Origin of the sequence: Terribacillus saccharophilus (assembly GCF_000725365.1) — a bacterium.
GTDB lineage: Bacteria > Bacillota > Bacilli > Bacillales > Amphibacillaceae > Terribacillus > Terribacillus saccharophilus.
Genome location: NZ_CP008876.1, coordinates 2669181 through 2694538, shown reverse-complemented (window position 1 = coordinate 2694538; position 25358 = coordinate 2669181). Strand labels below are relative to the sequence as shown.

Sequence of the window (25358 nt, the reverse complement as noted above, 5' to 3'; positions counted from 1 at the left end):
TATCTCTTTACTAGTATATCGAAAGTGGACGTCCTTCGGTGCTATAAACCTTTATAGTAAGTTGCAATTTTCCTGATAACTTTACAGCCATTCTTCTCGAATACGCGCTGCATCGGCAAATTATCTGCATGGGTACTGCCTTCATATATGACAGCACCCATCTCTTTCAGCATCATAAGGCTGGCTGCATGTATGATTTGCCCTAACCCCTTCCCGCGAGCTGCAGGCACAGTGCCGATGTAATAAATACGACCTTCTCCATTTTTTCCCGGTTCCAGATGAGGTATCGTCATGGCGATTGGAATATTGTCCTGATAGAAGATGCGACAGCTATTTTGCCATTCCTCACCAAGTAGGGCCTTTACATCATCCAACTGATTCTCTATAGAACGTGCTGAGGCACGATTAGCGGACTGTTCCATGCTTGACTGCCAAATTTCCAGAAATCTTTTTTCATCTGTCCCACCCATTCCAATAGCTTCCCACCGATAATTAAAAGGAAGCGGCTGTTCTTCTGCCAGCTGTTTACGATACAGGTATTTCCTTGCAAATAGATCATATCTATAATCGGACAAAAGCGAGTGAAGGGTGTCATAATTTTCATCTTCTGTACATACAGTTACTCGAGTATGGACAGAGGAACTTTTACCCATGACACTTTCCGCGTGCTCGAGCAGGTTGTACAATCTGTCTGCGGTAGCTGATCCGGTTTGCTCGATATCGACTTGATTCGAAAAACGCGTGACCTGAAAATGAGCTGCAGTCTCTACCATTTCAAGTCCTCCAATAGCTTTTGAAGTTCGATAGCTTCATCTTCAGGAATATTCCATTGCGCGATTTCCTCCTTGATGGATGCCAATGTACCGTATTCCCTGACAAACCCATTCAAGCGAGATGTAATTGTGGAATTATGGAATGATGCTTCATCCGGAAAGTTCATCATCAACTGCTCCGTCGCCCTTTTAAAACGTTTCAAATAGTACTTCTGATGATGCGGTTCTGCTTCGGTAAAATCATGCATAGGAGCTATTTCTGTATAAATCGAATCTTCTCGGTCAACTTCCAGCTGCTGTTTTACAGCTTCCATTATTGTTTTCTGTTCTGCATTTCGATATAAGAGAAGGCTGATGTACTGCCTTTCTTTATACGCTGGGCGGTTCGGATTATGATCATTCCAAAATTTGCGCAGCAGCTGTTCCAGTGAAATGGCATCTGGATCGAAGGTAACTTCGACTGTTTCGGTGTGATCACCCATCTGCCTATAAGTCGGGTTTGTTTTCGTTCCGCCGGCGAATCCGACTCTCGTACGGAGGACACCCGGCAGCTGACCGAAATTCGCTTCCGGACTCCAAAAGCATCCCATACCGAATACAAGCGTATCCATTCGCTTATTTTCTATCATGTACTGCTCAATGGCTTGTATGTTTATATCCATATACCTATCTACCCCTTCTATTATAGTGAATAAGAACTGTAAATAAATTCCACATTATTCGGCAGAAGTTGACTCATACAATGCGAATATTCCCTTTATTTGACTAACGAATCAACATTCCAACAAGGTTTTACTATGCTATCATGTGACTTATGAACCAGGTTATAAGCAGGAGCAATTTTAATTTTTAATGCATACGACAACACGTGTTAACTTCCTATAAGACTGCTCGATATAAAAAAGGAGGAAGAAAGTAAGATGATGACAATTCCTGGCAGCATGGAAACACGTGCCTTGCCACGCATCAAGCGTACGTATATGCGTCCGCGGATCGTAGCGTTCATACCCGCCCATAATGAAGAAAAATCGATTCATGACTGCCTGACAGGCTTGAAAGAGCAGGTGCTGCCAAGCGGCGTCGAGCTTGACGTTTTTGTAGTAGCAGACAATTGCACTGACCGAACTGAAGAAGTTGCAAAAGAAACTGCTGAAGAACTCGGATTATCTATGGAAATAATCGTAACAGAAAACAATAAACAGAGAAAAGTTGGAGCGCTTAACGCCGTTTGGAAAGCTATCTATGGAGACAACATGGATATTTATGAAATGGAACGCACTGATTTCGAAATTGCTTATCAGCGCTCTGTTAAAGGCATTCTCGGCATGGACGCCGACAGCCGGTTAGCACCGCGTGCCTTGCAGCACTTATGGGATGGAATGATGAGTTCCCGGAATATCGGCGGTGTAATGGCGAAATATACGATGCGAATGCCGAAAAAGAAAAGCCTTCTCTCCAAAGATGATCCTTATTACGAGGAAAAGCTTGCTAGCGGAGAGTATGGCGGCCCTATGTCCAGATGGTGGACACATCAGCAAAAACAGGATATGGCAAGCTGGCTTCTCAGCCTGCAATACCGCGGCGGAAGCACGTATGTACTTGGCGGCCAAGCTACCCTTTTCCGCCCTGAAGCTTTGTATGAGGTAATGCAGATTAACAAACTGGATGGACCATGGCAAAATGACACAGATGTTGAGGATATGCTGCTCACTTGGCAGCTCCAGAAGAACGGGTGGAAGACACTCATTAGTCCGAATGCTCGCTGCTTTGTTGATGCCATGCGCTCTTATCACACTTTCCGAAATCAGCGGGTAAAATGGAGCTCAGGAACTGTGAATCTGCTTACCGATCGCGATCTGATGATGAAAACGAGACATACCGGACATTTGTGGCGCTCGCAATTAAAGACAATGATGGATCTGCTTGTGCGCGTATTCTTCGTCCTTCTATTGGGCGCTGCTATTGCAACAGACCAATTCATGTGGTCGTGGGTGTGGTTAGTACCCATTGCACTCGCTTCCGTTCTCAATACTATCCTGGCGTTGAAGACACCGATGCATCGACCCATAGACGTCATTCTTGCCTTCCTGCTGATAAGTCCGGAGCTTTACTTATGGGTCAACCTAATGACTTTCGCACAAGTCTGGACTGAAAAGTTGTCCAATGATAAAAAAGATGGCTGGGCCAATCAGTACCAAGCAGAGGCAGGTAAAACGAGAAGCAAACTTCTGCAAGGTGTACTTGCAGCGCTGTTGTTCATTAGCATTGCCGTTTTCGCTTGCTACTATTTCCGAGATTATCTTACAAGTGAGGCTGTCCAACAAGCGACGAATCCATACTTGATGGCCGGCTGGATCGGATTAACTGGATTGACTGTTTTCATGTCCTTCATAATGCTCTATCAGATCTGGACATTACGCAGCAGACACCGCGCGTGAATTCGACGGGTCGCCCTTTCCTTAGGCGGCCCGTTTGCTTTATACTTGGAGCAATAGATAGAAAGAAGGGATTCCTTTGTTGTTCCGGCCATGCATCGATTTACATAATGGAAAGGTAAAGCAGATTGTCGGCTCGTCGATAACAGATGAAAGTGATCAGGTTATTGAAAATTTTGTCTCTGCACATGATTCAGCTTACTATGCTGATCTTTTCAAGGAAAAACAAATTACCGGTGGACATGTCATCATGCTCGGACCTGGTAATGAAAAGGCTGCAACGGAAGCCTTAAAAGCCTACCCAGGAGGTCTGCAGATTGGTGGCGGCATTCGACCAGAGAATGCCGCAGACTATCTTAATGCTGGTGCCAGTCATGTTATTGTCACATCTTATATTTTCCATGACGGCATGCTTGATGAGGATCGGCTCCGTAAAATGAATGAGGCTGTCGGCAAAGAACGACTCGTCATTGATTTAAGCTGTACGTACCATGACGGAAAATGGTTTGTCGCAACAGATCGCTGGACGAAGCGAAGCAGCTTTGAAGTCAATGCGGAGAATTTAGAGATGTTAGCAGCATTTTGCGATGAATTTCTCATCCATGCAGTTGATGTGGAAGGAAAACGAAATGGCATTCAAGAAGAGTTAGTCTCCCATTTGGCTGCACATATGCCCATACCTGCAACGTATGCCGGAGGAATCCGTTCCCTTGACGATATTGACCTTTTCCGCCAGCTCACTGATGATCGGATGTGCTATACCATCGGCAGCGCGCTCGATTTATTCGGCGGCGATATTCCTCTGGAAGCTGTAGTAGCCAAGGAAAATAAATAAGACCCTCCCGAAAAAAGGAAGGGTCTTTTTTTATTTCAGTTTATCTGTAAAGTTCGAGAGGAAACCCTGTGCTTTCTCAGTCAGATTTCCGACGACATCATTCGCTTGATCTGTTAAGCCTTGTGCTGCTTCTGTACCTTGATCAACCGCTTCCTGGCCTAATGCTGTCCCTTGTTCTGTCAGCTCAGCAGCTTGATCTGCTATATTATCAACGCCTGCTGCTTCTGTCACTTGGTCGACAGCTTGCTGTGCTTGCTCGGTAATTTGCTCACCGTTCAGCAGTTCACCTGCTTTGTTCACAAGCTCTTCTGGTGCTATGTCACTTATCTTGTTACCGATAAGCTCTTTGAAGGAATCAAAAATGCCCATATAAACACCTCCTATGGGTTCACTATATGATATGCGCATATTACATACAACTCATACGAGGCGATTTTCATGTAAAGAATCTGTGAACAAGCTATTGCTGCGCTGTATATTCCCATACATCCGCCAAAGAAGTCTCCAAAGAGCGGGTTGGCTTCCATGTGAGTGCCCTTATTTTTTCTGATTTCATCGGCAGCTTCATTTCCATTGCTTCTTCCGTTTCAGACTGTGTGGTAAAGTCAAAGTTACTCACGCGGCGGAGCAGTGACAGAATCTCTCCTAAAGAAACCCATCGTCCAGAAGTAATTTCATACGTTTCTCCAGCTGTTCCATTTAGAAGCAGCGTCTCGTAAGCTGCGACCAAATCTCTGACATCAATAAAATCTCTTGTCACTGCTGCATTACCGATCTGAAAATTTGATTTTCCGGATGCCTGTAGCTGTCTTAACTGTTTCGCAAATAATGTACAAACACCATTCGAGACTCCAGGTCCGATAATATTGGAAGGCTTGGCGATCATCACATCAACTTGAAAAAGATTATGCCACGCCAGTCCAACCGTTGTCTGCATGGTCTTTGTAAGACTATAAGGATGAGTCGGAGATGCTGCACTGCTTAGTTCATCCTGCAGCACGCTCCCAGCAATCACCACACGTGAGGCAAGTCCAAGGGCCCGTACAGCTTCAACGAGATGAAGCGTCGAATCCACATTGGCCTGCCAGCTTTTGAACGGTGTTTTCCATGACTCTGGAACACTGTTCTCTCCTGCAAGGTGAAGGATATAATCTGGTTTCGTGTTCTCCAGTAATGCATGCACAGCAGCTTTATCACTTAAATCAAGAGAATGAATATGCACGGTTTTATGATCTATATCCAGCTTTGTATGTCGAGTAACCGCGTGAACAGTATAGCCTTTTCCCAGAAAATGCTGGACTGCATGCTTACCAGTAAATCCGCTCGCTCCAGTAATCAAGATCTTTTTACTCATACGTTCCTCCTATCGGATAAGATAGACATCTTGAAACAACTGCGTCCACAGGGCATTATTTCCTTCCCAAATCTCGTTGTTTGGCAGCTCTACGCTGTAGACATTGTTAATTGGCCAATGCTTTTCGACAATGCCTGAGACAAGACCATGATTCACAACTAAAATACGGAAGTCATTGCTGATGATAGATCGGAGGACATGCTCAAGCTCCGCAGTTTCTTCAAAAGATGCGTTCGTCCTGACAAATAAAATACGCTGTGCTGAATGCAGACTCTCCAAAAGACGATTGGCTCTGCGGTCAAGCTTCTCTTTTACTTGCGGGTACATACGTAATTTGGTCAAACTGTTTCGCATTGTATCAAAATCATGATTGGAATAGATGGTATTTCTTTCATCTAATACAAGCAGCATTTGTTCCGTTGCCTTCCCAATAATACGGAGGTTCTCCAGCAGCATAAAATCTGCAAATCTCTTCTCAAATAGCTCTCTCACTTTGGGCAATTGGGGAGTACCCATCCAATCGAGCGGACCGGAAAACGGACGAAGACCATTCTTTTTTAGCTGAATTGCACCCAGACATAAATCTCCAAGACTGAATACTGCATCATAGCCGCCTTTTATCTGGTCGTTTCCCAAGCTTCATTCTCCTTTCGCAATTTCCCCCTTACTACTATAAATTCACACTCTGCTCCTATCGGCAGGGCAAAACGTTCAATACGAGGAAAATCACGTCAGATGCCAGGTGTTTTTAATACCTTCGTAAATGTCAGTAGTTGGTTTCCATCCCATTCTTGCTGCAGCTTTTTCATTACATAAACAGCTATGAGAAATATCGCCCGCTCTTCCAGATGTAAATTTAACGTCCAATGAAGTATTCAGCTTTTTGAAACATGCTGCCAAATCGAGAATGCTAGTGCTGGTACCAGTGCTAGCATGAAAGATTCCGCTTCGCTCCTGATTCATAGCCGCTAGATTTGCAGAAACAATATCTTTGACGTAAATGAAATCTCGGGATTGAGAGCCGTCTCCGTGGATTATGATCGGTTCTTTTTGTTTCAATCTTTCCAGAAAGACAGCAACTACGCCACCTTCACCCTTAGGCTTCTGTCCCGGACCGTAGACATTTCCGTAGCGAAGAATGGTGTAAGGCAATTCATACAAGTCATGGAAAAGCTGAATATACCGTTCTGCTGATAATTTAGAAATACCATAAAATGATATTGGTACAGTTGCATCATCCTCGGTAATGGGCACCTTGAGCACATTTCCATAAACCGCCGAAGTAGAGGCAAAAATGAATTTCTTTACACCGGCTGTTCTGCTTGCTTCCAGCATATTGATCGTACCACCGATATTTACATCTGCATCGTAGACGGGTGCAAGAATGCTCTTCGTCACATCTGCCTGGGCTGCAAGGTGAAAGACCATATCCGGCTGTTCCTCAATTACCGCCCGATACGCATCCGCACTTTTCACATCAAACTGATACAGTTTAACATCTTGCGGAACTGCTTCATTTCCAGAGTCACTCGCAGAAAGATCATCCAAAACTACAACTTCCACTTGCTCATCCAGCAAAGCATTAACTAAATGACTGCCAATGAATCCTGCCCCGCCTGTTACGATTGCTTTCATTTTCTCCCTCCTATCAGCTGCCTGGAACATATCGTTTATAGATTTCCAGAAGATGATCCACTCCTGCTTCCATGGACCAATGTGACAAGCCCCATTCCTTCGCTTGTTCGCCGAGTACTTTACGATAAGGCTCATCCTCAAGCAGTGTTTGGATGGCACTGCGTATTGCAGCAGTATCAGCTTTTGGGATGACTAAACCTGTAACGCCATGGTTTACCATCTCCGGCAGACCTCCAGCATCACTGACGATGACCGCTTTTCCACTAAGCTGTGCTTCTATCACACTTAAAGGCTGATTATCTATCAAGCTTGGGCTCACAACTATGTCTGCAAGCTTCAATATGCTTGGTACATCATCCCGCTTACCAAGGAAGCTTACATGTGAATGCAGGCCTGCATTCACCACCCGATTCTGCAGCTGCTGCTGGTCCCTGCCATTGCCGATAATCCAGCAAACCCAATCCTGGCGGTCCTTCAATGAAGCTAGTGCATCAACAAGATAGCCTACGCCCTTTAATTCAATTAAGCGTCCAGTGTAGACAATTAGCTTTTTCCCAGAAGGAACCTGCATAGTTGTCGGCAATGCCTGCTGCTCGAGAAATCTTCCGATAGAAAAACCATAGTGCAGCTTCTCGAATTGTTCATATTGAACTCCGAACTCCTCTATCAGGATATTGCGCAGCCAGTCATTGGCAACAATCGTCACGCTAGCGCTCTGTGCTCCGAGCCTTTCAATATGATCGAAATATGCCTCTGCCAAATGAGAAGAAGATGACTTTTGGGAACTTTGCAGTATATGGCGCATCTCATGAGAAACCAATCCATGCAAAGTTGCGACAAGCGGCACTCCTTCTGGCTTAATTCGATTCAATGCTACCGTTGAAAGAACATCTTGGGTATGAATAATGTCATAATCATGCAGACCGAATTCAGCTGCAGCAAGTTCATATGTGTATCGCTGTGTTTCCATGTATTCAATATAATTATTTTGATATACCTCCGGATACTTGCTTCTCAGCAGGATACTGCTCACAAAAGGAACCCAACGTTCTCTCGGAATTACTTTATCTTTACCAACGAGATGAACATACGTATTCTCCCCGCCATAACCGAGAATGTCAGCTGTATGACCTAACTCTTCTAATCGAGTCTTTAACTGCGACATATAATTCCATACACCGCCAAGATGCGGAATGGACCAATAAGTTGCCAATAGAATCTTCATCGTTTACCTCCCGCGTTTAAAACGCCCACTATACAGCCCTATCAGTATATGGAGGACTCAAAAGGCATGTGCCTGGCAAAAGAAGCTTCCCATTATGAACGGGAAGCTTCTATTATTTCGGCACAGCAGCCAGAATATCCAAATCAGGAATCGTGACTCTGTGATTATTAATCCAGATAGTCTTCGTGCCATTTTCATTAGCCGTGATCGGGAAATTATATACTTTGCTGTACGGTTCAAACGGAATTGGTGCGGCTGGAATAAGTTTAGGCGGCATCGTTAAGACCGCCTCTCTTTCATTCGCTGCTTGAACTGGCTGCTGCGCTTCTTCTATTACATTTGGCGCTAAGGGAGTAGTAGTTAGAATTTTATGCTGCAGAAAAGATCCTCCCCAGTTTGTTCCTCCGCTTCCTCGATATCGATTCACCATATCATCACCTCTTCTGAGTCAGTATATGAATCCGCCCTCTTCTTGCTATTCTTTCGCGAAACTAGTGCATCAATCCAATCTCTTCTTTAAATCATCCATATACTAATCAACGAAAATACATTTGAAAATCGGCTTTAAGGAGGTTACTTGTGAAGGTTTTAACTGTTTTAGGAACACGGCCAGAAATAATTCGACTTTCTCTTATTATTAAAAAACTTGATCTGCTCGCAGATAAGCACATTGTCGTACACACAGGTCAGAACTATACCTCCTCATTGAGTGATGTATTCTTCACTGAAATGCGGATCCGAAAACCTGATTATATCCTATCGCAAAGCCAGCAGACACTAGGGGAACAGCTCGCAACAATGTATAAAGAAATCGAAGCGATCCTGCTTGATGAGAAACCTGACAAAGTACTTGTTCTCGGAGACACCAATAGTGCGCTAAGCGCTTTACTTGCAGAGCGGATGCACATACCAGTAGTTCATATGGAAGCTGGGAATCGCTGTTTTGACTTAGAGGTTCCGGAAGAGAAAAACCGGCGGGTCATCGATGCTATCTCCAGCCTTAATCTGCCCTATACGCCCGGAAGCAGGGAAAATTTGCTACGGGAAGGTCTGCCGGCAAAACGAGTTATCGTATCTGGAAATCCAATTTTTGAAGTTTTGAAACACTATGAGTCTGACATTCGCAAGAGCCGGATATTGAAAGAGCTTAAGCTTAAAAACAGGGAATATCTGCTGACGACTATCCACCGGGCAGAAAATGTCGATCATCCCGATCGTCTCCGAGAAATTCTGCTTGGTTTAAGTGAAACAGCCGAGAATCTTCAAAAGCGGATGATCTGCAGTATTCACCCACGGACAAAGTCCAAAATCACAAAAACAGACGAATTGACTCTTAGTCCTCTCGTCGAGTTTCACGAACCTTTCGGATTTTTCGATTTTGTCACATTAGAAAAGTACGCTTTTCTTGCTTTGACAGATAGTGGCACCGTACAAGAAGAATGCTGCCTTTTCCGTGTTCCGACTGTCACTGTGCGAAAGACGACAGAACGTCCTGAGACGGTAGCTTGCGGCAGCAATATGGTATCTGGCATTGATGCGGCAGCTATCGAGCGATCCGCCATGATCATGTCTGCAAGTTCAAAAGAATGGGAGTTTCCTGCAGGATATGCAGATTCCCACGTTTCGGATAAAGTGATTAAAATTCTTTTAGGAGGTTTGGAGATTGTATAAGGATAAAACAATTTTCATTACAGGAGGCACGGGCTCTTGGGGATATGAGCTTGTAAAGCAGCTTTTGCTGCATGACCCGAAAGAAATACGGATTTTCTCCCGTAATGAATCCCATCAATTCACAATGAAGCAGGAATTCAATAATAATCCAAAACTTCACTTCAAAATAGGTGATATCCGGGACCGTGAGGCTTTAATTGAGGCTACAGACGGGGCAGATTATGTATTCCATCTGGCTGCACTAAAACATGTGCCAGTTTGCGAAGATCAGCCTCTAGAAGCTCTAAAGACAAATGTTATCGGAACTCAGAACGTCATCGAGGCTGCTATTATTCATAAAGTTGATAAAGTCATCTATATTTCCACAGATAAAGCATCCGACCCAGCCAACTTTTACGGGTTGTCCAAAGCAATGGGAGAACGGCTTATCACACACGCCAATACCCTTCACGCCAACACAACATTTGTCTGCATCCGCGGAGGGAATGTTCTCGGTACAAACGGAAGTGTTATCCATGTTTTTAAAAAGGCTATTAAGCAAAAAGGTAAGATTGGTATAACAGATCCTGATATGACCCGCTTTTTCCTTACTGTGGAAGATGCTATAAAGCTCGTTTTCAAAGCTACTTCTGAAGCAGTCGGCGGAGAAATATTCATTATGAAGATGCCGGCAATAAAAATCACTGATTTAGCAAAAGTCCTGATGGAATCCTCTGGCATTACCGATGTCGAATTTGATATTTTAGGCATCCGGCCGGGTGAAAAAATTCACGAGCTGCTTTTGACGGTAAATGAAAGTCATTCTGCCATTCTGTATGATGAACGTTACTTCGTCATACTTCCGGATATCAAATCTGATGCGATATTAAAACAGTATAAAGATTATAAAAAGGTAGAGATCACCAACTATAACTCCAGCCAGAACCTGCTTTCTACGGAGGAAATCAAGACCATGCTATCCAAAGGTGGTTTTATCTAATGACAAAGATACTTATCCTCGGCGGCAAAGGCATGGCAGGACATGTGATGTATGAGTACCTGCGCAGACAGCAGGATTATGATGTCCGCTTCACATCCCGCGACAAGACGGATAAGAGCAGTATTTATCTTGATGTAACGGATACACCTGCCCTAGAAAATCTATTAGCTTCTGAGAATCCTGACATCGTAATCAATTGTACTGGCATCTTAAATGCAGCAGCTGAACAGAATCCTTTGCTCGCTTTCCGCGTCAACAGTTTGCTGCCTCACCAGCTGGCAGCTTTCATGGAACGGCAGCAGGGACGACTAATTCAAATTAGTACGGATTGTGTATTTTCAGGTGAAAAAGGACGCTACACAGAATCTGATTTTCGTGATGGAACCTCTGTATACGCCCAATCAAAGCAGCTCGGCGAAATTACGAACGCACCTCACCTTACTATCCGCACATCCATCATCGGACCAGAATTGAAAGACGATGGCATCGGTCTTTTTCATTGGTTCATGAATCAAAGCGGTGAGATAAAAGGATTTAAACGTGTCTTCTGGAATGGAGTAACAACGCTTGAATTGGCAAAAGCAACTCACTTCTTTATCCAGCAAAAGACGAGCGGTCTTTATCACTTATGTCCATCAGATACGATTAGCAAGCTTGATTTACTTCAGCTATTTAAAAGTGTATACGAAAAAGACGACGTCCAGATTACCCCAGACGCCGGTCCTGTATTGGATCGGACAATTGTGAACACAAGAATATCTCCAGCATACGCTGTACCATCGTTTCACGAGATGCTCGAAGAACAAAAAAAGTTTTACCCTTTGCTATTATCCTGAACACCAAGTGCAAGCAGCATCTGCTTGAAAGATGCCGCATACGCTGAAAAATGGAAACGCTCCTTTACATGACGAATAGCGTTTTCCCGAATATGAGTGCGCAGCTCGGTGTTTTCCATCATTTCCTTTGCTTCCTGAAGTGCGGAATCCATGTCACCGATTTGATAGTACTTGCCAGTTTCATTATGAATCACAGCTCTTCGGACACCATCTGAATCTGTTGTTACGACTGGACAACCGCAACTGATTGCTTCCAACACAGCATATCCAGCGCCTTCGACTTTGGAGGTCGCCAAGAGAAACCCGCCAGAATCAGCGATCAAGGAAAAATAATATGGCATATCCTGATGCGGGACATCTGGCATGATGGAAACATGGTCCCGCAGCTGCAAGCTGTCCAGCATTTGTTCAAAAGCTATATTTTCTGTCGGTTCCGCTAAAGAAGGATCATGAAACATATAAAGCTGTAAATCCGGACGCAGTTCTGTTAACAGCTTATGCCCGATTTCCAGGAATTCACGCCAATTCTTATTGTCTTCAATTCTGCCAATCCATGCAATGATCGGCTTTTTGGCTGCAGTTCCCGGTAAGTAGGTAAACGCACCGGCATCAAAGCAGTTATCAAATGCAAATGTCGGTGTATTCGGATAAAACTCCTGATAAATAGCTGATATATGATCTGTCATTGGGTGCAGCAAGGCATTCGCATAGTTATTTACAATCGGTACAGCCATTTTCAATTGGGAATATGCTAACTCCTTCGGTCCAAACCCTTGCACTTCCAAAATCAGTTTTCCCTTAAAGCCGAGTCTGCGGAAACGCGGAAAGCTGAGAAAATCGGAGGTTACGATTGCTGCATCAAATTCATTTGTATCAAATATTTGCTTGAGCTCAAAGTCCTCATTCGTAATATATAATGGCGCTCCATGGTCATTCACTAAGTCTCGGCGTTTCCCATAATACAGGAAATGAGAAGAGATACCCGCAAGCTCCAAGGCTGCCCGCCGCTGTCTATTGAGTGTTTCGACACCGCCGCTCGGTACGTAAAACACAAATAACACCTTCATGTCCTGCCTCCTTCATTAGGCGTGCCCAAAGTTCATCCTTACCATGCTTATGCTGGAGCAGCGATATTATGACGATTAGAGGAGGAAGCATACGTGCTGCCTAAAGTAACGATCATCATCCCATTTTATAATGACAAATACGTTCCTCATGCTATTCAGAGCTCCTTGGATCAAACATATCCAAACATCGAGGTGCTGCTTGTTGACGATGGGTCTACAACTGAACTTGATAAGCTCGAACCGTATCTGGAACATATTACGTATATCCGTAAAGAAAACGGCGGTACAGCTACCGCTTTGAATCATGGTATTGAAAAAAGCACTGGTGAATATATCGCCTGGCTAAGCTCCGATGATATATTCCTGCCAGAGAAGATACAGGTACAGATGGAATATATGCTTGCGAACAATGCTCTTGTAAGTTTTGCAAACTACCATTTAATAGATAAAGATAATCAAGTTTTCTATCCTTGGTGCGGAAAACGATTTTCTCCTGCCCAAAACGAAAAGGAAGTCTATGAATCTTTCCGCACGGAAAACCCGGTTAACGGATGTACGATTGTGGCGAGGAAAGATGTTTTTGACACGACCGGACTTTTCAATCCGGGCTTTTTGTATACCCATGATTATGACATGTGGTTCCGCATGCTCCTCACAGGCTTCCACATGCATTATATAGATCAAGTGTTGATTCATTTCCGATCACACGCAGAGTCTGGCACATCAAGATTCCAGCCTCAAATAAAGCATGAAATTAAGACAATTGAAGACTATTACCGACCAATATTGGATGAATATCTGGAGAAATATGCATCATTCAATACAAAGGAGTCCTCATGATGGATAAACAACAATTTGAATTGCTTATTAGACGGGCTCCAGCGGGCTATACCCTTCCGGATGCCCGTTTCTTCCCACTGATGGAAAATCACCGTAAAACAATCTAAAGGTGGCTGGCTATATATGAAAGTACTGCTCGTTTCCTATTATCCGCTTCCACATGTTGGCGGCCTATGGACAGTCGTGAACAATCTTTCAAATGAATTGAGACGAATCGGACATGACGTTGATGTGCTTGCTCAGACAGAAAGTCTATCAGAATATAGGATCATTGGTCAGAAAGCTCCATTTAAGGTAGCAGATATCCGCCCTCACATCGAAACTGAGCTCGCTGCTGCCTTTCCGAATCTTGAAGCTGGCTCCTGGATCCATACAACGGAGGTCTTGCGCTACAGCCTGGAAATGACAGCTCTTGCTCTCGATATTTCTAAGTATGATGTAATTCACGCACAGGATGTTATTGCTGCTAGTGCCATGGAAAGGATCAAGCCAGATCACATCCCACTTGTCACAAGTGTCCATGGTTATTTGACGAAGGAAATTTTCTTGGCACTTAAAGGAATTTACCCGAGGAAAACAGACGAAGAACTATACACCAGCTTGGAATACCAATATCATGAGCACATCGAGCACATCGGCTGTCATGTTAGTGAATTCATCCATACCCAAGCAGATATTACAAAAAAGAATCTGATCCAGCAGCACCGAATTCCCGAAGCTCGCTTTGTACAGTTTCCATATGGAATGGACATTGCATCATTTAACAATCGTCCACAACAGCTTGACCGAATACCCACTGCAACCAAACCAGTCATTCTTTTCGTCGGCAGGCTTGTCCAGCTAAAAGGCGTACATGTGCTCATTGAAGCACTGCGACAATTAAAAACTATTACACCAGACTGGGAATGCTGGATTCTTGGTGATGGTTTCGAGGAAGCGATTAAGCGTTTCACCGATCAAATGGAAGATGCAGATCTATTATCTGACATCCGATTACTTGGGTCTGCGCCAAATGTAAAGGACTTCCTGGAGACAGCTGATATTTTCGTCTTGCCAAGCCTGCAGGATACCCAGCCCCACTCTGTCATGGAGGCGCAGCTGATTGGTATACCCGTAGTGGTGAGTGATGCAGGAGGGCTGCCGGAAATGGTCGAAGATGGTGTTACCGGTCTTATTTCGGAAGCTGGCAATTCAACTAGTCTGGCACACCAACTCGCACGTCTGCTGGATGCCCCTACCCTGCGTCAACAGTTGGCAGCACAAGCTAAGACATGGGCAACCAAGCAATGGTCGTTAGTAAACATGGGGGGAAATACAGAAAAACTCTATAAAAGAGCCCTTTCTTTACCAGACTGATAGAAACGGTGAACTTGCACCAAGATGGCTGTCCTTTACAGATCGAAGATACGTTCATATATTATAGTATCTTCTTTTTGAAGGGAGGATATAAACTTGGTTACAGTACTAGATGCAAGAACATCCCAAAACGCCAGCACATCAAACTCGATTTCCATTCCACTACTGCTCGGCACGCCGCAAATATTCGGTCAGATCGGGCTCATCACTGCTGGAACTACAACACCGATTCGAGTGCAGATGAGCGGCATTATCTCATTGCAGCTACCTCTTCTTCCAGCTTTGACAACTGTCAGCGTCACCATTGTCCGAGGTACGCAGATATCGGATCCAGTTGTTTTCTCTGCTTCCTCTAACTTGGATCTTGAACTTCTCGGACCGCAAGCATTTAACTTCGTCGCAGCTGATATTAACGTCTCACCGCCTGCAAGCGGTCAGTTGACGTATACTGCATTCGTCTCTTCCAACTTGCTTGGAACCGTTCGAGTTGGTCCTGAAAGCTTTTATGGTATTGCATTCACAGGCTAACGCTAGACTAGACGAATTCTCTGCTTAAAGCGCCGTGACTATTCGAATCTGAATTCATATTCTATTTTAGAAAGGTGGTGAATTTAATGCCTAGAAATGATTCGACAGATAGGCAAGGTAGTTTTCTAGGAAGAAGAAGAGTTACTGGTCAGTACATCACTCAAGGCTTTGATGGCCGTGATGGCGGCCGTGGTCGCGGACGTGGACGGGATGATGACTTTGAGGACGGATTTGACGTCGATCCAGAAGTTGGCGGTACCATCTGGGGTAATCAACCCGGAGCTTCATTCCTATCTCCTCGCACACCTATATTGCCTTACTAATAAATAAAAACGGCAAACCAAGTTGGTTTGCCGTTTTTTCATGGAAAATCATAGTTAGAACGTGTTCCGACCTTTCTTAGGTTATACATAGAAAAATACAGGGTAAATATTTATCGACGAATAAAAGGAGGAACGATGATGAATACAGATTATGAGAAGTGTATTCAAGCTTGTCTGGAATGCATGCAAGCTTGCAACAGGTGCTATGATGCCTGTCTGTTAGAAGATGACGTGAAGATGATGGCAGATTGCATCCGCATGGACCGGGAATGTGCAGATATGTGCGCTTTTGCAATTCAATCTATGCAGCGGAACAGTCCGTTTGCCGAACAGATTTGTACATTATGCGCAGAAGTATGCCAAGCCTGTGGCGAAATCTGCAGACAGCATGAAGCGGATCATTGCCAGGATTGCGCAGATGCGTGCTTTGCCTGCGCTGACGCATGCCGAAATATGGCTGCTTAACAAAAAGACTGCCTTTAGAGATGGCAGTCTTTTTCATTTTATGGATATGCTATTATTACCGTCGTTGCAGTCGTCTGGAGAAAGCCTCTACCAGCAATACAATTGCAGCTGCTGCGTGCAGAATCCAGCCAACGAAAGGTATCCATCCAAGAGCAGATGCGACAATTCCGACGATGCTTCCAGCGAGCGGCCCTTGAACTCGGACAGCAAGCACAAGCGTAATGATATGAAGTACTAGCATAATGACTAACGGCATCCACCCATTGGATACAATGATGATAGCGCCAAGGACAGGAATTGCCAGGATTGCTTCCAGTATTCCTGTGATCAGCTTCATGGTTCTCGTTGCAGACATACATTTCGTCCTCTCTATACGTACTCGGTTTTCTACATATACGTATCATACAGCAAAATGTTCCATCTGAAAAAAATTCTATTCAACGTGCCTTTTTATGTCGTATAATGGAACGTCAAGATTTTTAGAATCAAAATACGGAAAAGAAACAAGGGAGATGACAATGACAAAGAAACCGATCATTCAATTCAACAATGTAATGAAGCAGTACGATAAAGATACCACCGTTTTGGACAATGTCAGCTTTGAAATCGAGCGTGGTAAATTCTATACCCTCTTAGGTCCTTCCGGGTGCGGAAAAACGACAATTTTGCGTCTGATTGCCGGGTTCACGGAATCAACTTCCGGAGAGATGTTATTTGATGGGAAACCTTTGAATAAAATCCCTGCCAACAAAAGGTCTGTAAACACAGTATTTCAGGATTATGCTCTATTTCCTCATCTAAATGTATATGAAAACGTCGCCTTTGGTTTGCGCATCAAAAAGATGCCTCAGAAGCAAATCGACGAAAAGGTGAAGGAAGCCTTGCGTTTTGTTAACCTGGCTGGTTACGAAAAGCGGGAAATCAGTGAAATGTCAGGCGGGCAGCGTCAGCGTGTGGCCATTGCACGTGCTGTCGTGAACGAACCCGAAGTAATTTTGCTGGATGAACCATTATCCGCACTAGACCTGAAATTACGTACAGAAATGCAATACGAATTACGTGAGATGCAGCAGCGTCTGGGCATCACGTTCATCTTCGTAACGCATGACCAGGAAGAGGCGCTTGCACTCTCGGATGAGATATTTGTTCTGAACAACGGCAAGATTGAACAAAGCGGCACACCAACTGACATATATGATGAGCCAATTAACCGTTTTGTGGCCGACTTTATCGGAGAATCCAACATTGTTGATGGCCGGATGATTCGGGATTACGAAGTAGAGTTCACCGGCAAACGTTTCGCCTGTGTTGACCAAGGTCTGCAGCCGAATGAGCCAATTGAAATTGTCATTCGACCCGAGGATTTGCATATAACAAGCGCAGAAGCCGGAAATCTGCGCGTAAAGGTGGATTCCCAGCTATTCCGCGGGGTCCATTACGAAATCTCCAGCTACGATGATGCTGGTAACGAATGGCTGGTTCACTCCACGAAGAAAGCTGTTGTAGGAGAGGAAATCGGACTTGCCTTCGAGCCAGAAGCTATTCACGTTATGCGTCTGAATGAGACGGAGGAAGAATTCGATAAACGACTTGAGGCGTACGACGATGGAGAATAAGACGACTCGCAACCTGTATACGATCCCTTATGTTATCTGGGTCGCTTTCTTTGTGATCGCACCAATATTATTAGTGCTGTACTATTCTTTTCAGGATCTGGAAGGTAATTTTTCCTTAACCAACTATCGAAACTTCTTTACACCTATCTATTTGGAGATGACGTTAAGCTCCTTCTGGTATGCTTTCCTGATTACGCTAATTACACTGCTGTTTGCATACCCGATAGCTTATTTGCTGACCAAATTGAAGCATAAGCAGCTGTGGCTCTTATTGATCATAGTGCCAAGCTGGATCAACCTGCTATTGAAAGCTTATGCTTTCCTCGGCATCTTTGGCACATATGGAATGGCGAATAAATTCCTGGAAACAATCGGCATTGGATCGAAGCAGCTTCTATTCACCGATTTCAGCTTTGTATTTGTTTCCGTCTATATATTCATCCCATTCATGATTCTGCCTATCTTCAATGCATTAGATAAATTGAATCCAACTTACCTTGATGCAGCGAATGACTTGGGAGCATCACGCTGGACGACGTTCCGCCGGATTGTCTTTCCATTAACGATTGATGGTGTGAAAGCAGGATGTCAGATTACGTTTATTCCAGCTCTGTCATTGTTCATGCTCACTCGCCTTATCGCCGGTAGCCAAGTTATTACCCTTGGTACGGCCATAGAGCAACAATTCCTAGTTACACAGAACTGGGGCATGGGATCGACTATTGCTGTCTTCCTGATCATTTTCATGTTCATCATCATGTTTGCAACCGGTACGAAAAGGAGGAGAGCACGTGGATAAGAGAATATCTCCCCTGTCACGTTTTTTTCTGATCGTTATGTTTGCGCTGTTGTATTTACCTATCTTTTACTTGATTTTTTATTCGTTCAACAGCGGCGGCAATATGTATAATTTCGAAAGCTTCACATTTGATTGGTACAAAGAGCTGTTCCAAGATACTCGGCTTTTGATCATTGTTTTGAATACCATCGTCATTGCCCTCCTCTCTGCCTTGATCTCAACGGTCATCGGCGTGCTTGGAGCAATGATGATTTATAAAATACGTTCCAGCAGGACAAAGAATGCCCTGCTGTCATTGAACAATATCTTGATTGTTAGCCCAGATGTCATCATCGGCGCATCCTTCTTAATCCTGTTCACGATTGCAGGTATCCAGCTTGGCTTCTATTCTGTGCTGCTGTCGCATATCGCATTCAGTATCCCGATCGTTGTTTTAATGGTGTTGCCGAAGCTGTCCGAGATGAGTTCTTCTCTGCTTGATGCAGCAAGAGATCTTGGGGCATCACGCTGGGAAGTTATCACAAAAGTAGTGATTCCTTATATCACTCCCGGTATATTCGCCGGCTTTTTCATGGCGCTTACCTACTCACTTGATGACTTTGCCGTTACGTTCTTTGTAACAGGGAATGGTTTCACGACATTATCCGTCGAGATTTATTCCTTAGCAAGACAAGGTATTTCCTTGTCTATCAATGCACTTTCAGCAATCATTTTCCTTGTTACGATGCTGATAGTCGTTATATATTATTTCATTACCCGACGTGGCAAGAAATCGCCTGATCTGGAGGTGCTCAAATGAAGCAGCTGATACGTTTAGCTGTTGTGATCATTGCTGTGAGCGCTATTCTGCTCGTTACGATTTCGCGCTTGAATGCTTCACAAGGTTACTCTGGCGGCAATACGCTTACCGTTTACAACTGGGGCGACTATGTTGATCCAGCAGTAATAGATGAGTTCGAAAAAGAAACAGGTATTACCGTTGTCTATGAAACATTCGATTCGAATGAGGCAATGATGACAAAAATTCAGCAAGGTGGAACAAGCTATGATGTAGCAGTTCCTTCCGAGTATACGATTGAAAAAATGAAAGAAGAGGATTTGCTGCTGCCGATTGATCACAGCAAGATACCGAATCTGAAGAATATCGACTCCCGCTTCATGGATCTGCCTTTCGATCCCGAAAACAAGTATTCTGTACCCTATTTCTGGGGAACCGTTGGTATTGTATACAACACGAAGCAAATTGACGGCATCGAGTTTGATAGCTGGGAAGATCTATGGGATCCTAGTTTGAAAAATAAAATCGTGCTGATTGATGGTGCGCGTGAAATCGTGGGAATGGGACTGAACAGCCTTCATTATTCCCTCAACGATACAGACCTAGAACATTTACAAGAAGCATATGATAAACTTGTCAGCCTAAAACCGAATGTCAGAGCACTGCTTGGGGATGAAAACAAGCTGCTGATGGCATCTGGAGAGGTTTCGATTGGAATAACGTGGTCTGGAGATGCTTCGGAGATCATGGCAGAAAATGAGGATCTTGACTATGTCGTACCAGAAGAAGGCTCCAATCTATGGTTCGATAACATGGTCATTCCGAAAACAGCTAAGAATATTGATGCTGCGCATGAATTCATCAACTTCATGCTCGATCCGAAAGTTGCTGCACAGAATACCGAGTATGTAAGTTACTCCACTCCGAACAAAGAAGCATTGCAATATATGCCTGAGGAAATGGTCAATGATGAACGCTTTTACCCGCCGCCGGAATTGACAGACCGCCTCGAAGTTTATGAGAACCTAGGCAAAGAAAACCTGGCTCGATATAATGAATTATTCCTGAAATTTAAGATGGAATAAAGCAAAGGCATGCGCTCTGGCGCATGCCTTTTTGTTTAACTGATATTACTTTCCCACTTTGTCATCTTCTTATCAAGCAATTCCTGTAGTTCCCCCTCCCGATCGGAGAGCTTATAAAATAGTGATAGCGCGACTAGGACTGTATCAACACATTCTTCCTTGATGTCTTCTTTATCCAGCTGCTTATAACCGCTGCCGCTTGCATCTGAATAAGAAAGCACAGCCTGTGAAACTTCGCCGGCTTCTTCAGACAACTTTAATGCCATTTGCTCCAGTGTCTTTGGCTCCAGATCACTCAGCTTTTTCAATCTCTCTAAGTAATTGTCCATCATTTCCTCCCTCTTACCACTTATGTATATAAGCTGGCTCATATTTCAGCATGGTATCAACCAATTTAGTTGGATCCTGCTCCATAAGAATCAGCTCTTTATAATCAGCTTTGATAAACCCTTGCTCAATCATATGATCGAACAGTGATAGCATCGGGGTATAATATTCATTTGTATTCAGTAGTGCACAAGGCTTCTCGTGATAACCAAGCTGAGCCCACGTAAACATCTCGAACCACTCCTCTAGAGTTCCCGTTCCTCCAGGCATCGCAATGAATCCATCGGCTAAATCGGCCATTAGTGCTTTTCTTTCATGCATTGTTTCAACTACATGTAATTCTGTGAGATGCTGATGTGCGATCTCAACTTGTTTCAGTTTCTCTGGTATAACTCCAATCACCCGGCCGCCTGCTTCCATGACAGCATCTGCTACGGCTCCCATACAGCCAACAGTAGCGCCTCCATATATCAAATCCAATCCTTGTTCTGCGAGATACTTCCCGAGCCGGACTGCCTCTTCTTTGTAGATTGGATGAACACCATTGCTCGATCCGCAATATACTGCTATAGCTTTCATGTTTCTTACCCCCAAAAAATAATATCATGAACATTATACGGTTAATTTTTACGTCAAGGGCCAAAAACAAAGAAAAACCTTATCCAGATTATCTGGATAAGGTTTTTCTCACTTACAGTTGTGCACCATTTGTTTCAATAACATTTTTGTACCAATGGAACGATTTCTTCCGGCTCCGTTCCAATGTACCGCTCCCATCATCATGCTTATCTACGTAGATGAAACCATATCGCTTGGAGTACTCCCCTGTAGAAGCACTTACCAAGTCGATGCAGCCCCAGCTTGTATAGCCCATCAATTCCACGCCATCTTCAATTGCTTCTCCCATTGCTCCAATATGGTCGCGAAGATAGTCGATACGGTAATCATCGTTGATGCTTCCATCTGCTTCGACTTTATCATACGCTCCAAGTCCGTTTTCTACGATGAACAACGGCACTTGATAGCGATCATACATATCATTCATTGCAATACGCAGTCCCAACGGATCGATTTCCCAGCCCCAGTCGCTTGCTTTTAGGAACGGGTTCTTCACACCAGACATGATATTACCCTGTGACATTTCTTCTTCGCTCTTTTCTGCTTTCTCTGTACGAGACATGTAATAGCTGAAACCGATATAATCAACTGTTCCCGCTTGGATTGTTTCCAAGTCTCCTTCTTCGATTTGCAGCTCCACACCTTGTTCTTTGAAGAAGCGTTTAGCGAAGGCTGGATAAGCACCGCGCACCATCACATCTCCACAGTAGTTGTTGAACAGACGTGCTTCCTGATCTGCGTAGAAGATATTTTCCGGCTTGCTGTCATACGCATATACCGGTGCATAAATGATCATACAGCCAATCTGCGCCTCTGGACTTATTTCGTGACAGTATTGAACAGCTTTCGCACTGGCAATAAACTGATGATGCAACCCTTGGACAACGGATTGATACTTATGTTCACCCGGCTGGATGGAGAAACCTAGGCTCATGATCGGCATGATAAGTCCGCTATTGATTTCATTGAACGTCATCCAATATTTGACTTTATCTTTGTAGCGATCGAGAACAGCTTTTGCATAACGCTCGAAGAAAGTAATGACCTCACGGCTCTTCCAGCCGCCATATTCTTTTACTAGGTTAACTGGCATCTCATAGTGAGAGATTGTAACAACCGGCTCGATACCGTGTTTAAGCAGCTCATCGAACACACGATCATAGAATGCAAGTCCTTCCTCATTCGGCTCAAGTTCATCGCCTTTCGGGAAGATACGAGTCCAAGCAATAGACATACGGAATACTTTAAAGCCCATTTCTGCAAATAGCGCAATATCTTCTTTATAACGGTGATAGAAGTCGATTGCTTCGTGGTTCGGGTACGTGTATTTATCCGTATCGATTTCGAAATCAAATCCTGGCTCTGCTAAGATGCGCAGACGCTCTTTTCCGCCCGGAAGTACATCCGCGATATTCAAGCCTTTATTGCCTTCATGGAAGCCTCCTTCCATTTGGTTGGCAGCTGTTGCGCCGCCCCATAGGAATCCTTGTGGAAATACTGTTTGATTTGTCATAGTCTATCTCTCCTTTTATGAATTAAGATGCTTCTTTTGATGTTGTTGCAGGAACTGCCAAATCCAGTATTGCTTCACCGCTGTTAACAGCGCCTTCTGCAAGTGCTGTGATATCTTCATATTCAGCTGTATTTGTGATGATAATAGGTGTTATTACGTCATATCCTGCTGCTTGAATGGCTTCTATATCAAAGGACACAAGCTTTTGTCCTTTTTGAACTTTATCGCCTGATGCGATATGAGCTGTGAAATGTTCCCCATTCAATTTCACCGTATCAATACCGACATGAATCAGCACTTCAGAGCCATTTGTACTTCTTAAGCCAATTGCATGTTTCGTTGCGAATAGCGTAACTACTTCACCATCTACCGGAGATACTACTTCACCTACTGTCGGGAAGATTGCTGTACCTTTACCCATGATTTCCTGCGCAAATGTCGGATCACTTACTTCTGAAAGCGAGCGAACCTCTCCTGTTAGTGGACTAGCGATGACTTCGGATGCTTTCTCAGAATCTGTTTCTTCTGCTGTATCTACTGCTTTTTCTTCTGTCGTTGTTGTTTCCTCAGCAGGTGCTGCAACATCTTCAAAGCCCATGATCCATGTCATAACAGCTGCTGCAACGAATGCCAGGACGAGACCAAGAATAGCAAATATGAACTCTGGTCCTACGAAAGTCGGAAGACCTGGAAGTCCTGCCATACCGGCAACGATGTAGGCTTTTACATCTGTAAGTGCATATAATAATCCACCGGCAGCAGCACCTATCAAGGCTGCAACGAATGGTTTCTTCAATCGCATATTAACCCCGTACATAGCAGGCTCTGTAACACCCATTGTTGCTGTTAAAGCAGTTGTGAAGGACAATGACTTGAATTTTTTGTTTTTAGATCGCATTGCAACCGCAAATGCAGCACCAGCTTGTCCAAAGTTGGCAAGGAACATGGCTGGGATCATGTAATCAAAGCCATTTACTGCAATATTATTCAGCATAATTGGCACAAGCGCGTAATGCATACCAGTTATGATGATAAGCGAGAACGTACCTGCAAGCAGGATCATAGCGACAATTCCAGCATTCTGGAATAAGAAGTTTGTTCCCGTAGACAAGTAGTTACCAGCTATAGCTCCAAGTGGTCCTACTGTAATCAAGGTAACTGGCACTACAACTAATAAAGTTACTGTCGGGACAACGATCAGCTTTAAGGAAGCATGTGTTACACGGTCTACCCATTTCTCCACATAAGACGCAATCCAGATAGCCAGCAAGATTGGTATAACCGTAGATGAATAGGTTGCGACTGTTACTGGCAATCCGACAAAGGAGATGGATCCTCCTTCTGCGAACATAGCAGTCAGCGTCGGATGCAGTATGGCTGCTCCTATCGCAGCTGCTACATACGGATTGGACCCGAATTTACGCGCTGCACTGATGGCCAGAAGTATCGGCAGGAAGTAGAACGCTCCGTCTCCAATTACAGTCAAAATTTGATACGTCTGGGAGGCTTCTTGAAGCCAGCCGAATGTCACTAGCAACGCAGCAATACCCTTGATCATACCGGCACCAGCGATAGCTGGCAGAATCGGCGTGAATACACCGGAAATAACGTCGAAGATAGAGCTGATTACATTTTTCTTTTGTTTTGATTCTTCGCCTTCTGTACTCTTTGATTCACTTAAATTACTATTTGCTATAATTTCCTTATACACCTTAGGTACCTCGTTGCCGATAATCAGCTGAAACTGACTGCCGCTGATATTGGAACCAAGAACACCATCTACTTGCTCCAGCGCTTGCCGATCTGCTTTACTGTTATCGTACAAGTTGAAGCGAAGGCGTGTCATACAATGGATGACATTTTGTACGTTTGATTCTCCGCCTACTAATTGCAAAATTTCTTCTGCTGTTTTACTATGATTCATGATAGACCCTCCATTCGGGGATATTATAGTAAGGATAAAGGATGCCGCCTTTATCCTTTTTTGTTTGGGATAAGCATAAGGCTGGTACACAAAAAAACCCAAACTACATCCCGTGCACAGAGTTACCTCTGTCTTCGGAATATAATTTAGGTTTTGCCTGCTTATCAGTAACAATCCTAAAGGATAGTTGTATTCGGTTGTTTGTATTACACACTCAATTTATCATGTAAGCGGATTATTGTCAACGCTTTCAATATATATTTTTTTATTCGTTCTGATAGATATCATTTACTGTTGGTATATGAAAAAAACAGAATTCATTTAAACGATCCAATTAAGCAATAGTCACCGGTTTCTTCTGTCTTACATAGGCTAT

General features: G+C 43.9%; 28 protein-coding genes. 14 read left to right on the top strand and 14 right to left on the bottom strand.

Features of this window, described 5'->3' with window-relative positions:
- Window positions 1-41 precede the first annotated feature (41 nt).
- Both GZ22_RS13520 and msrA read right to left on the bottom strand, forming a co-directional pair.
- A complete protein-coding gene (locus GZ22_RS13520) occupies window positions 42-773 on the bottom strand; it encodes a GNAT family N-acetyltransferase (protein WP_051748275.1) in 732 nt (243 codons plus the stop codon).
- The gene (gene msrA, locus GZ22_RS13515; RefSeq protein WP_038563499.1) at window positions 767-1435 is read right to left on the bottom strand and encodes a peptide-methionine (S)-S-oxide reductase MsrA; all 669 of its coding nucleotides are present in this window, start codon (window positions 1433-1435) and stop codon (window positions 767-769) included. Before msrA ends, GZ22_RS13520 begins: the two co-directional genes overlap by 7 nt.
- A gap of 258 nt (window positions 1436-1693) precedes the next feature.
- On the opposite strand from msrA, the gene GZ22_RS13510 reads away from it, so the two are divergent.
- Entirely contained in the window at window positions 1694-3211 is a 1518-nt protein-coding gene (locus GZ22_RS13510) for a glycosyltransferase family 2 protein (protein WP_245609674.1), read from the top strand.
- A gap of 76 nt (window positions 3212-3287) precedes the next feature.
- Window positions 3288-4043, top strand: coding sequence for a phosphoribosylformimino-5-aminoimidazole carboxamide ribotide isomerase (gene hisA / locus GZ22_RS13505; protein WP_038563496.1), 756 nt, complete (start codon window positions 3288-3290; stop codon window positions 4041-4043).
- 30 nt (window positions 4044-4073) lie between these two features.
- Here hisA and GZ22_RS13500 read toward each other — a convergent pair whose 3' ends face one another.
- From GZ22_RS13500 to GZ22_RS13475, 6 genes are all read right to left on the bottom strand, one after another.
- Complete coding sequence (locus GZ22_RS13500) at window positions 4074-4412, bottom strand: hypothetical protein (protein ID WP_038563494.1); 339 nt, start codon at window positions 4410-4412, stop codon at window positions 4074-4076.
- A 91-nt stretch (window positions 4413-4503) separates the two neighbouring features.
- A complete protein-coding gene (locus GZ22_RS13495; protein ID WP_038563491.1) occupies window positions 4504-5397 on the bottom strand; it encodes an NAD-dependent epimerase/dehydratase family protein in 894 nt (297 codons plus the stop codon).
- Between the two features lie 9 nt (window positions 5398-5406).
- A complete protein-coding gene (locus GZ22_RS13490) occupies window positions 5407-6033 on the bottom strand; it encodes a DUF1796 family putative cysteine peptidase (RefSeq protein WP_038563488.1) in 627 nt (208 codons plus the stop codon).
- 90 nt (window positions 6034-6123) lie between these two features.
- Window positions 6124-7032: an NAD-dependent epimerase/dehydratase family protein gene (locus tag GZ22_RS13485; protein ID WP_038563485.1), complete on the bottom strand. Its 909-nt coding sequence runs from the start codon at window positions 7030-7032 to the stop codon at window positions 6124-6126.
- Window positions 7033-7045: 13 nt separating this feature from the next.
- Window positions 7046-8257, bottom strand: coding sequence for a glycosyltransferase family 4 protein (locus tag GZ22_RS13480; protein ID WP_038563482.1), 1212 nt, complete (start codon window positions 8255-8257; stop codon window positions 7046-7048).
- Window positions 8258-8369: 112 nt separating this feature from the next.
- Window positions 8370-8687: a hypothetical protein gene (locus GZ22_RS13475; RefSeq protein WP_038563481.1), complete on the bottom strand. Its 318-nt coding sequence runs from the start codon at window positions 8685-8687 to the stop codon at window positions 8370-8372.
- Between the two features lie 149 nt (window positions 8688-8836).
- On the opposite strand from GZ22_RS13475, the gene wecB reads away from it, so the two are divergent.
- Genes wecB through GZ22_RS13460 form a run of 3 tightly spaced genes read left to right on the top strand, consistent with a single transcriptional unit; the run spans window position 8837 to window position 11743 of the window.
- Window positions 8837-9928: a non-hydrolyzing UDP-N-acetylglucosamine 2-epimerase gene (wecB, locus tag GZ22_RS13470; RefSeq protein WP_038563477.1), complete on the top strand. Its 1092-nt coding sequence runs from the start codon at window positions 8837-8839 to the stop codon at window positions 9926-9928.
- Window positions 9921-10907: a polysaccharide biosynthesis protein gene (locus GZ22_RS13465; protein WP_038563474.1), complete on the top strand. Its 987-nt coding sequence runs from the start codon at window positions 9921-9923 to the stop codon at window positions 10905-10907. The genes wecB and GZ22_RS13465 overlap by 8 nt, the downstream gene beginning before the upstream one ends.
- Window positions 10907-11743, top strand: coding sequence for a dTDP-4-dehydrorhamnose reductase family protein (locus GZ22_RS13460; protein ID WP_038563470.1), 837 nt, complete (start codon window positions 10907-10909; stop codon window positions 11741-11743). The genes GZ22_RS13465 and GZ22_RS13460 overlap by 1 nt, the downstream gene beginning before the upstream one ends.
- On the opposite strand, the gene GZ22_RS13455 is transcribed toward GZ22_RS13460, so the two are convergent.
- Window positions 11722-12810: a glycosyltransferase family 4 protein gene (locus tag GZ22_RS13455; RefSeq protein ID WP_038563467.1), complete on the bottom strand. Its 1089-nt coding sequence runs from the start codon at window positions 12808-12810 to the stop codon at window positions 11722-11724. The two genes, GZ22_RS13460 and GZ22_RS13455, sit on opposite strands and share 22 nt — an antisense overlap.
- A 93-nt stretch (window positions 12811-12903) precedes the next feature.
- Here GZ22_RS13455 and GZ22_RS13450 point away from each other — a divergent pair, with 93 nt between their 5' ends.
- The 5 genes from GZ22_RS13450 (at window position 12904) to GZ22_RS13430 (ending at window position 16322) form a co-directional block, all read left to right on the top strand.
- A complete protein-coding gene (locus tag GZ22_RS13450; protein ID WP_038563465.1) occupies window positions 12904-13650 on the top strand; it encodes a glycosyltransferase in 747 nt (248 codons plus the stop codon).
- 123 nt (window positions 13651-13773) lie between these two features.
- Complete coding sequence (locus tag GZ22_RS13445; RefSeq protein ID WP_038563462.1) at window positions 13774-15006, top strand: glycosyltransferase family 4 protein; 1233 nt, start codon at window positions 13774-13776, stop codon at window positions 15004-15006.
- A 96-nt stretch (window positions 15007-15102) separates the two neighbouring features.
- Entirely contained in the window at window positions 15103-15534 is a 432-nt protein-coding gene (locus tag GZ22_RS13440; RefSeq protein ID WP_038563459.1) for a hypothetical protein, read from the top strand.
- A gap of 86 nt (window positions 15535-15620) precedes the next feature.
- Entirely contained in the window at window positions 15621-15857 is a 237-nt protein-coding gene (locus GZ22_RS13435) for a hypothetical protein (RefSeq protein WP_038563456.1), read from the top strand.
- A 138-nt stretch (window positions 15858-15995) separates the two neighbouring features.
- Window positions 15996-16322: a four-helix bundle copper-binding protein gene (locus tag GZ22_RS13430; RefSeq protein ID WP_084160745.1), complete on the top strand. Its 327-nt coding sequence runs from the start codon at window positions 15996-15998 to the stop codon at window positions 16320-16322.
- A gap of 55 nt (window positions 16323-16377) precedes the next feature.
- Here the strand turns inward: GZ22_RS13430 and GZ22_RS13425 are convergent, their stop codons facing one another.
- On the bottom strand, window positions 16378-16677 hold the full coding sequence (locus GZ22_RS13425; protein ID WP_038563451.1) for a membrane protein: 300 nt from the start codon (window positions 16675-16677) through the stop codon (window positions 16378-16380).
- 163 nt (window positions 16678-16840) lie between these two features.
- Between GZ22_RS13425 and GZ22_RS13420 the strand changes: the two genes are divergently transcribed.
- Genes GZ22_RS13420 through GZ22_RS13405 form a run of 4 tightly spaced genes read left to right on the top strand, consistent with a single transcriptional unit; the run spans window position 16841 to window position 20600 of the window.
- Window positions 16841-17938 (top strand): ABC transporter ATP-binding protein, encoded by a 1098-nt coding sequence (locus GZ22_RS13420; protein ID WP_038563448.1) that lies wholly within the window; start codon window positions 16841-16843, stop codon window positions 17936-17938.
- Window positions 17928-18737: an ABC transporter permease gene (locus GZ22_RS13415; RefSeq protein WP_038563445.1), complete on the top strand. Its 810-nt coding sequence runs from the start codon at window positions 17928-17930 to the stop codon at window positions 18735-18737. The genes GZ22_RS13420 and GZ22_RS13415 overlap by 11 nt, the downstream gene beginning before the upstream one ends.
- Window positions 18730-19536 (top strand): ABC transporter permease, encoded by an 807-nt coding sequence (locus GZ22_RS13410; protein WP_038563441.1) that lies wholly within the window; start codon window positions 18730-18732, stop codon window positions 19534-19536. Before GZ22_RS13415 ends, GZ22_RS13410 begins: the two co-directional genes overlap by 8 nt.
- The gene (locus GZ22_RS13405) at window positions 19533-20600 is read left to right on the top strand and encodes an ABC transporter substrate-binding protein (protein ID WP_038563438.1); all 1068 of its coding nucleotides are present in this window, start codon (window positions 19533-19535) and stop codon (window positions 20598-20600) included. The genes GZ22_RS13410 and GZ22_RS13405 overlap by 4 nt, the downstream gene beginning before the upstream one ends.
- Window positions 20601-20635: 35 nt before the next feature.
- On the opposite strand, the gene GZ22_RS13400 is transcribed toward GZ22_RS13405, so the two are convergent.
- The 4 genes from GZ22_RS13400 to GZ22_RS13385 form a co-directional block, all read right to left on the bottom strand.
- A complete protein-coding gene (locus tag GZ22_RS13400; protein WP_245609673.1) occupies window positions 20636-20932 on the bottom strand; it encodes a MazG-like family protein in 297 nt (98 codons plus the stop codon).
- Between the two features lie 10 nt (window positions 20933-20942).
- On the bottom strand, window positions 20943-21506 hold the full coding sequence (locus tag GZ22_RS13395) for an LOG family protein (RefSeq protein ID WP_038563435.1): 564 nt from the start codon (window positions 21504-21506) through the stop codon (window positions 20943-20945).
- A 112-nt stretch (window positions 21507-21618) separates the two neighbouring features.
- Window positions 21619-23058, bottom strand: a complete 1440-nt coding sequence (locus tag GZ22_RS13390; protein WP_038563432.1) for a glycoside hydrolase family 1 protein — start codon at window positions 23056-23058, stop codon at window positions 21619-21621.
- A 22-nt stretch (window positions 23059-23080) separates the two neighbouring features.
- The gene (locus GZ22_RS13385) at window positions 23081-24982 is read right to left on the bottom strand and encodes a beta-glucoside-specific PTS transporter subunit IIABC (protein ID WP_038563429.1); all 1902 of its coding nucleotides are present in this window, start codon (window positions 24980-24982) and stop codon (window positions 23081-23083) included.
- Between the last annotated feature and the right edge of the window lie 376 nt (window positions 24983-25358).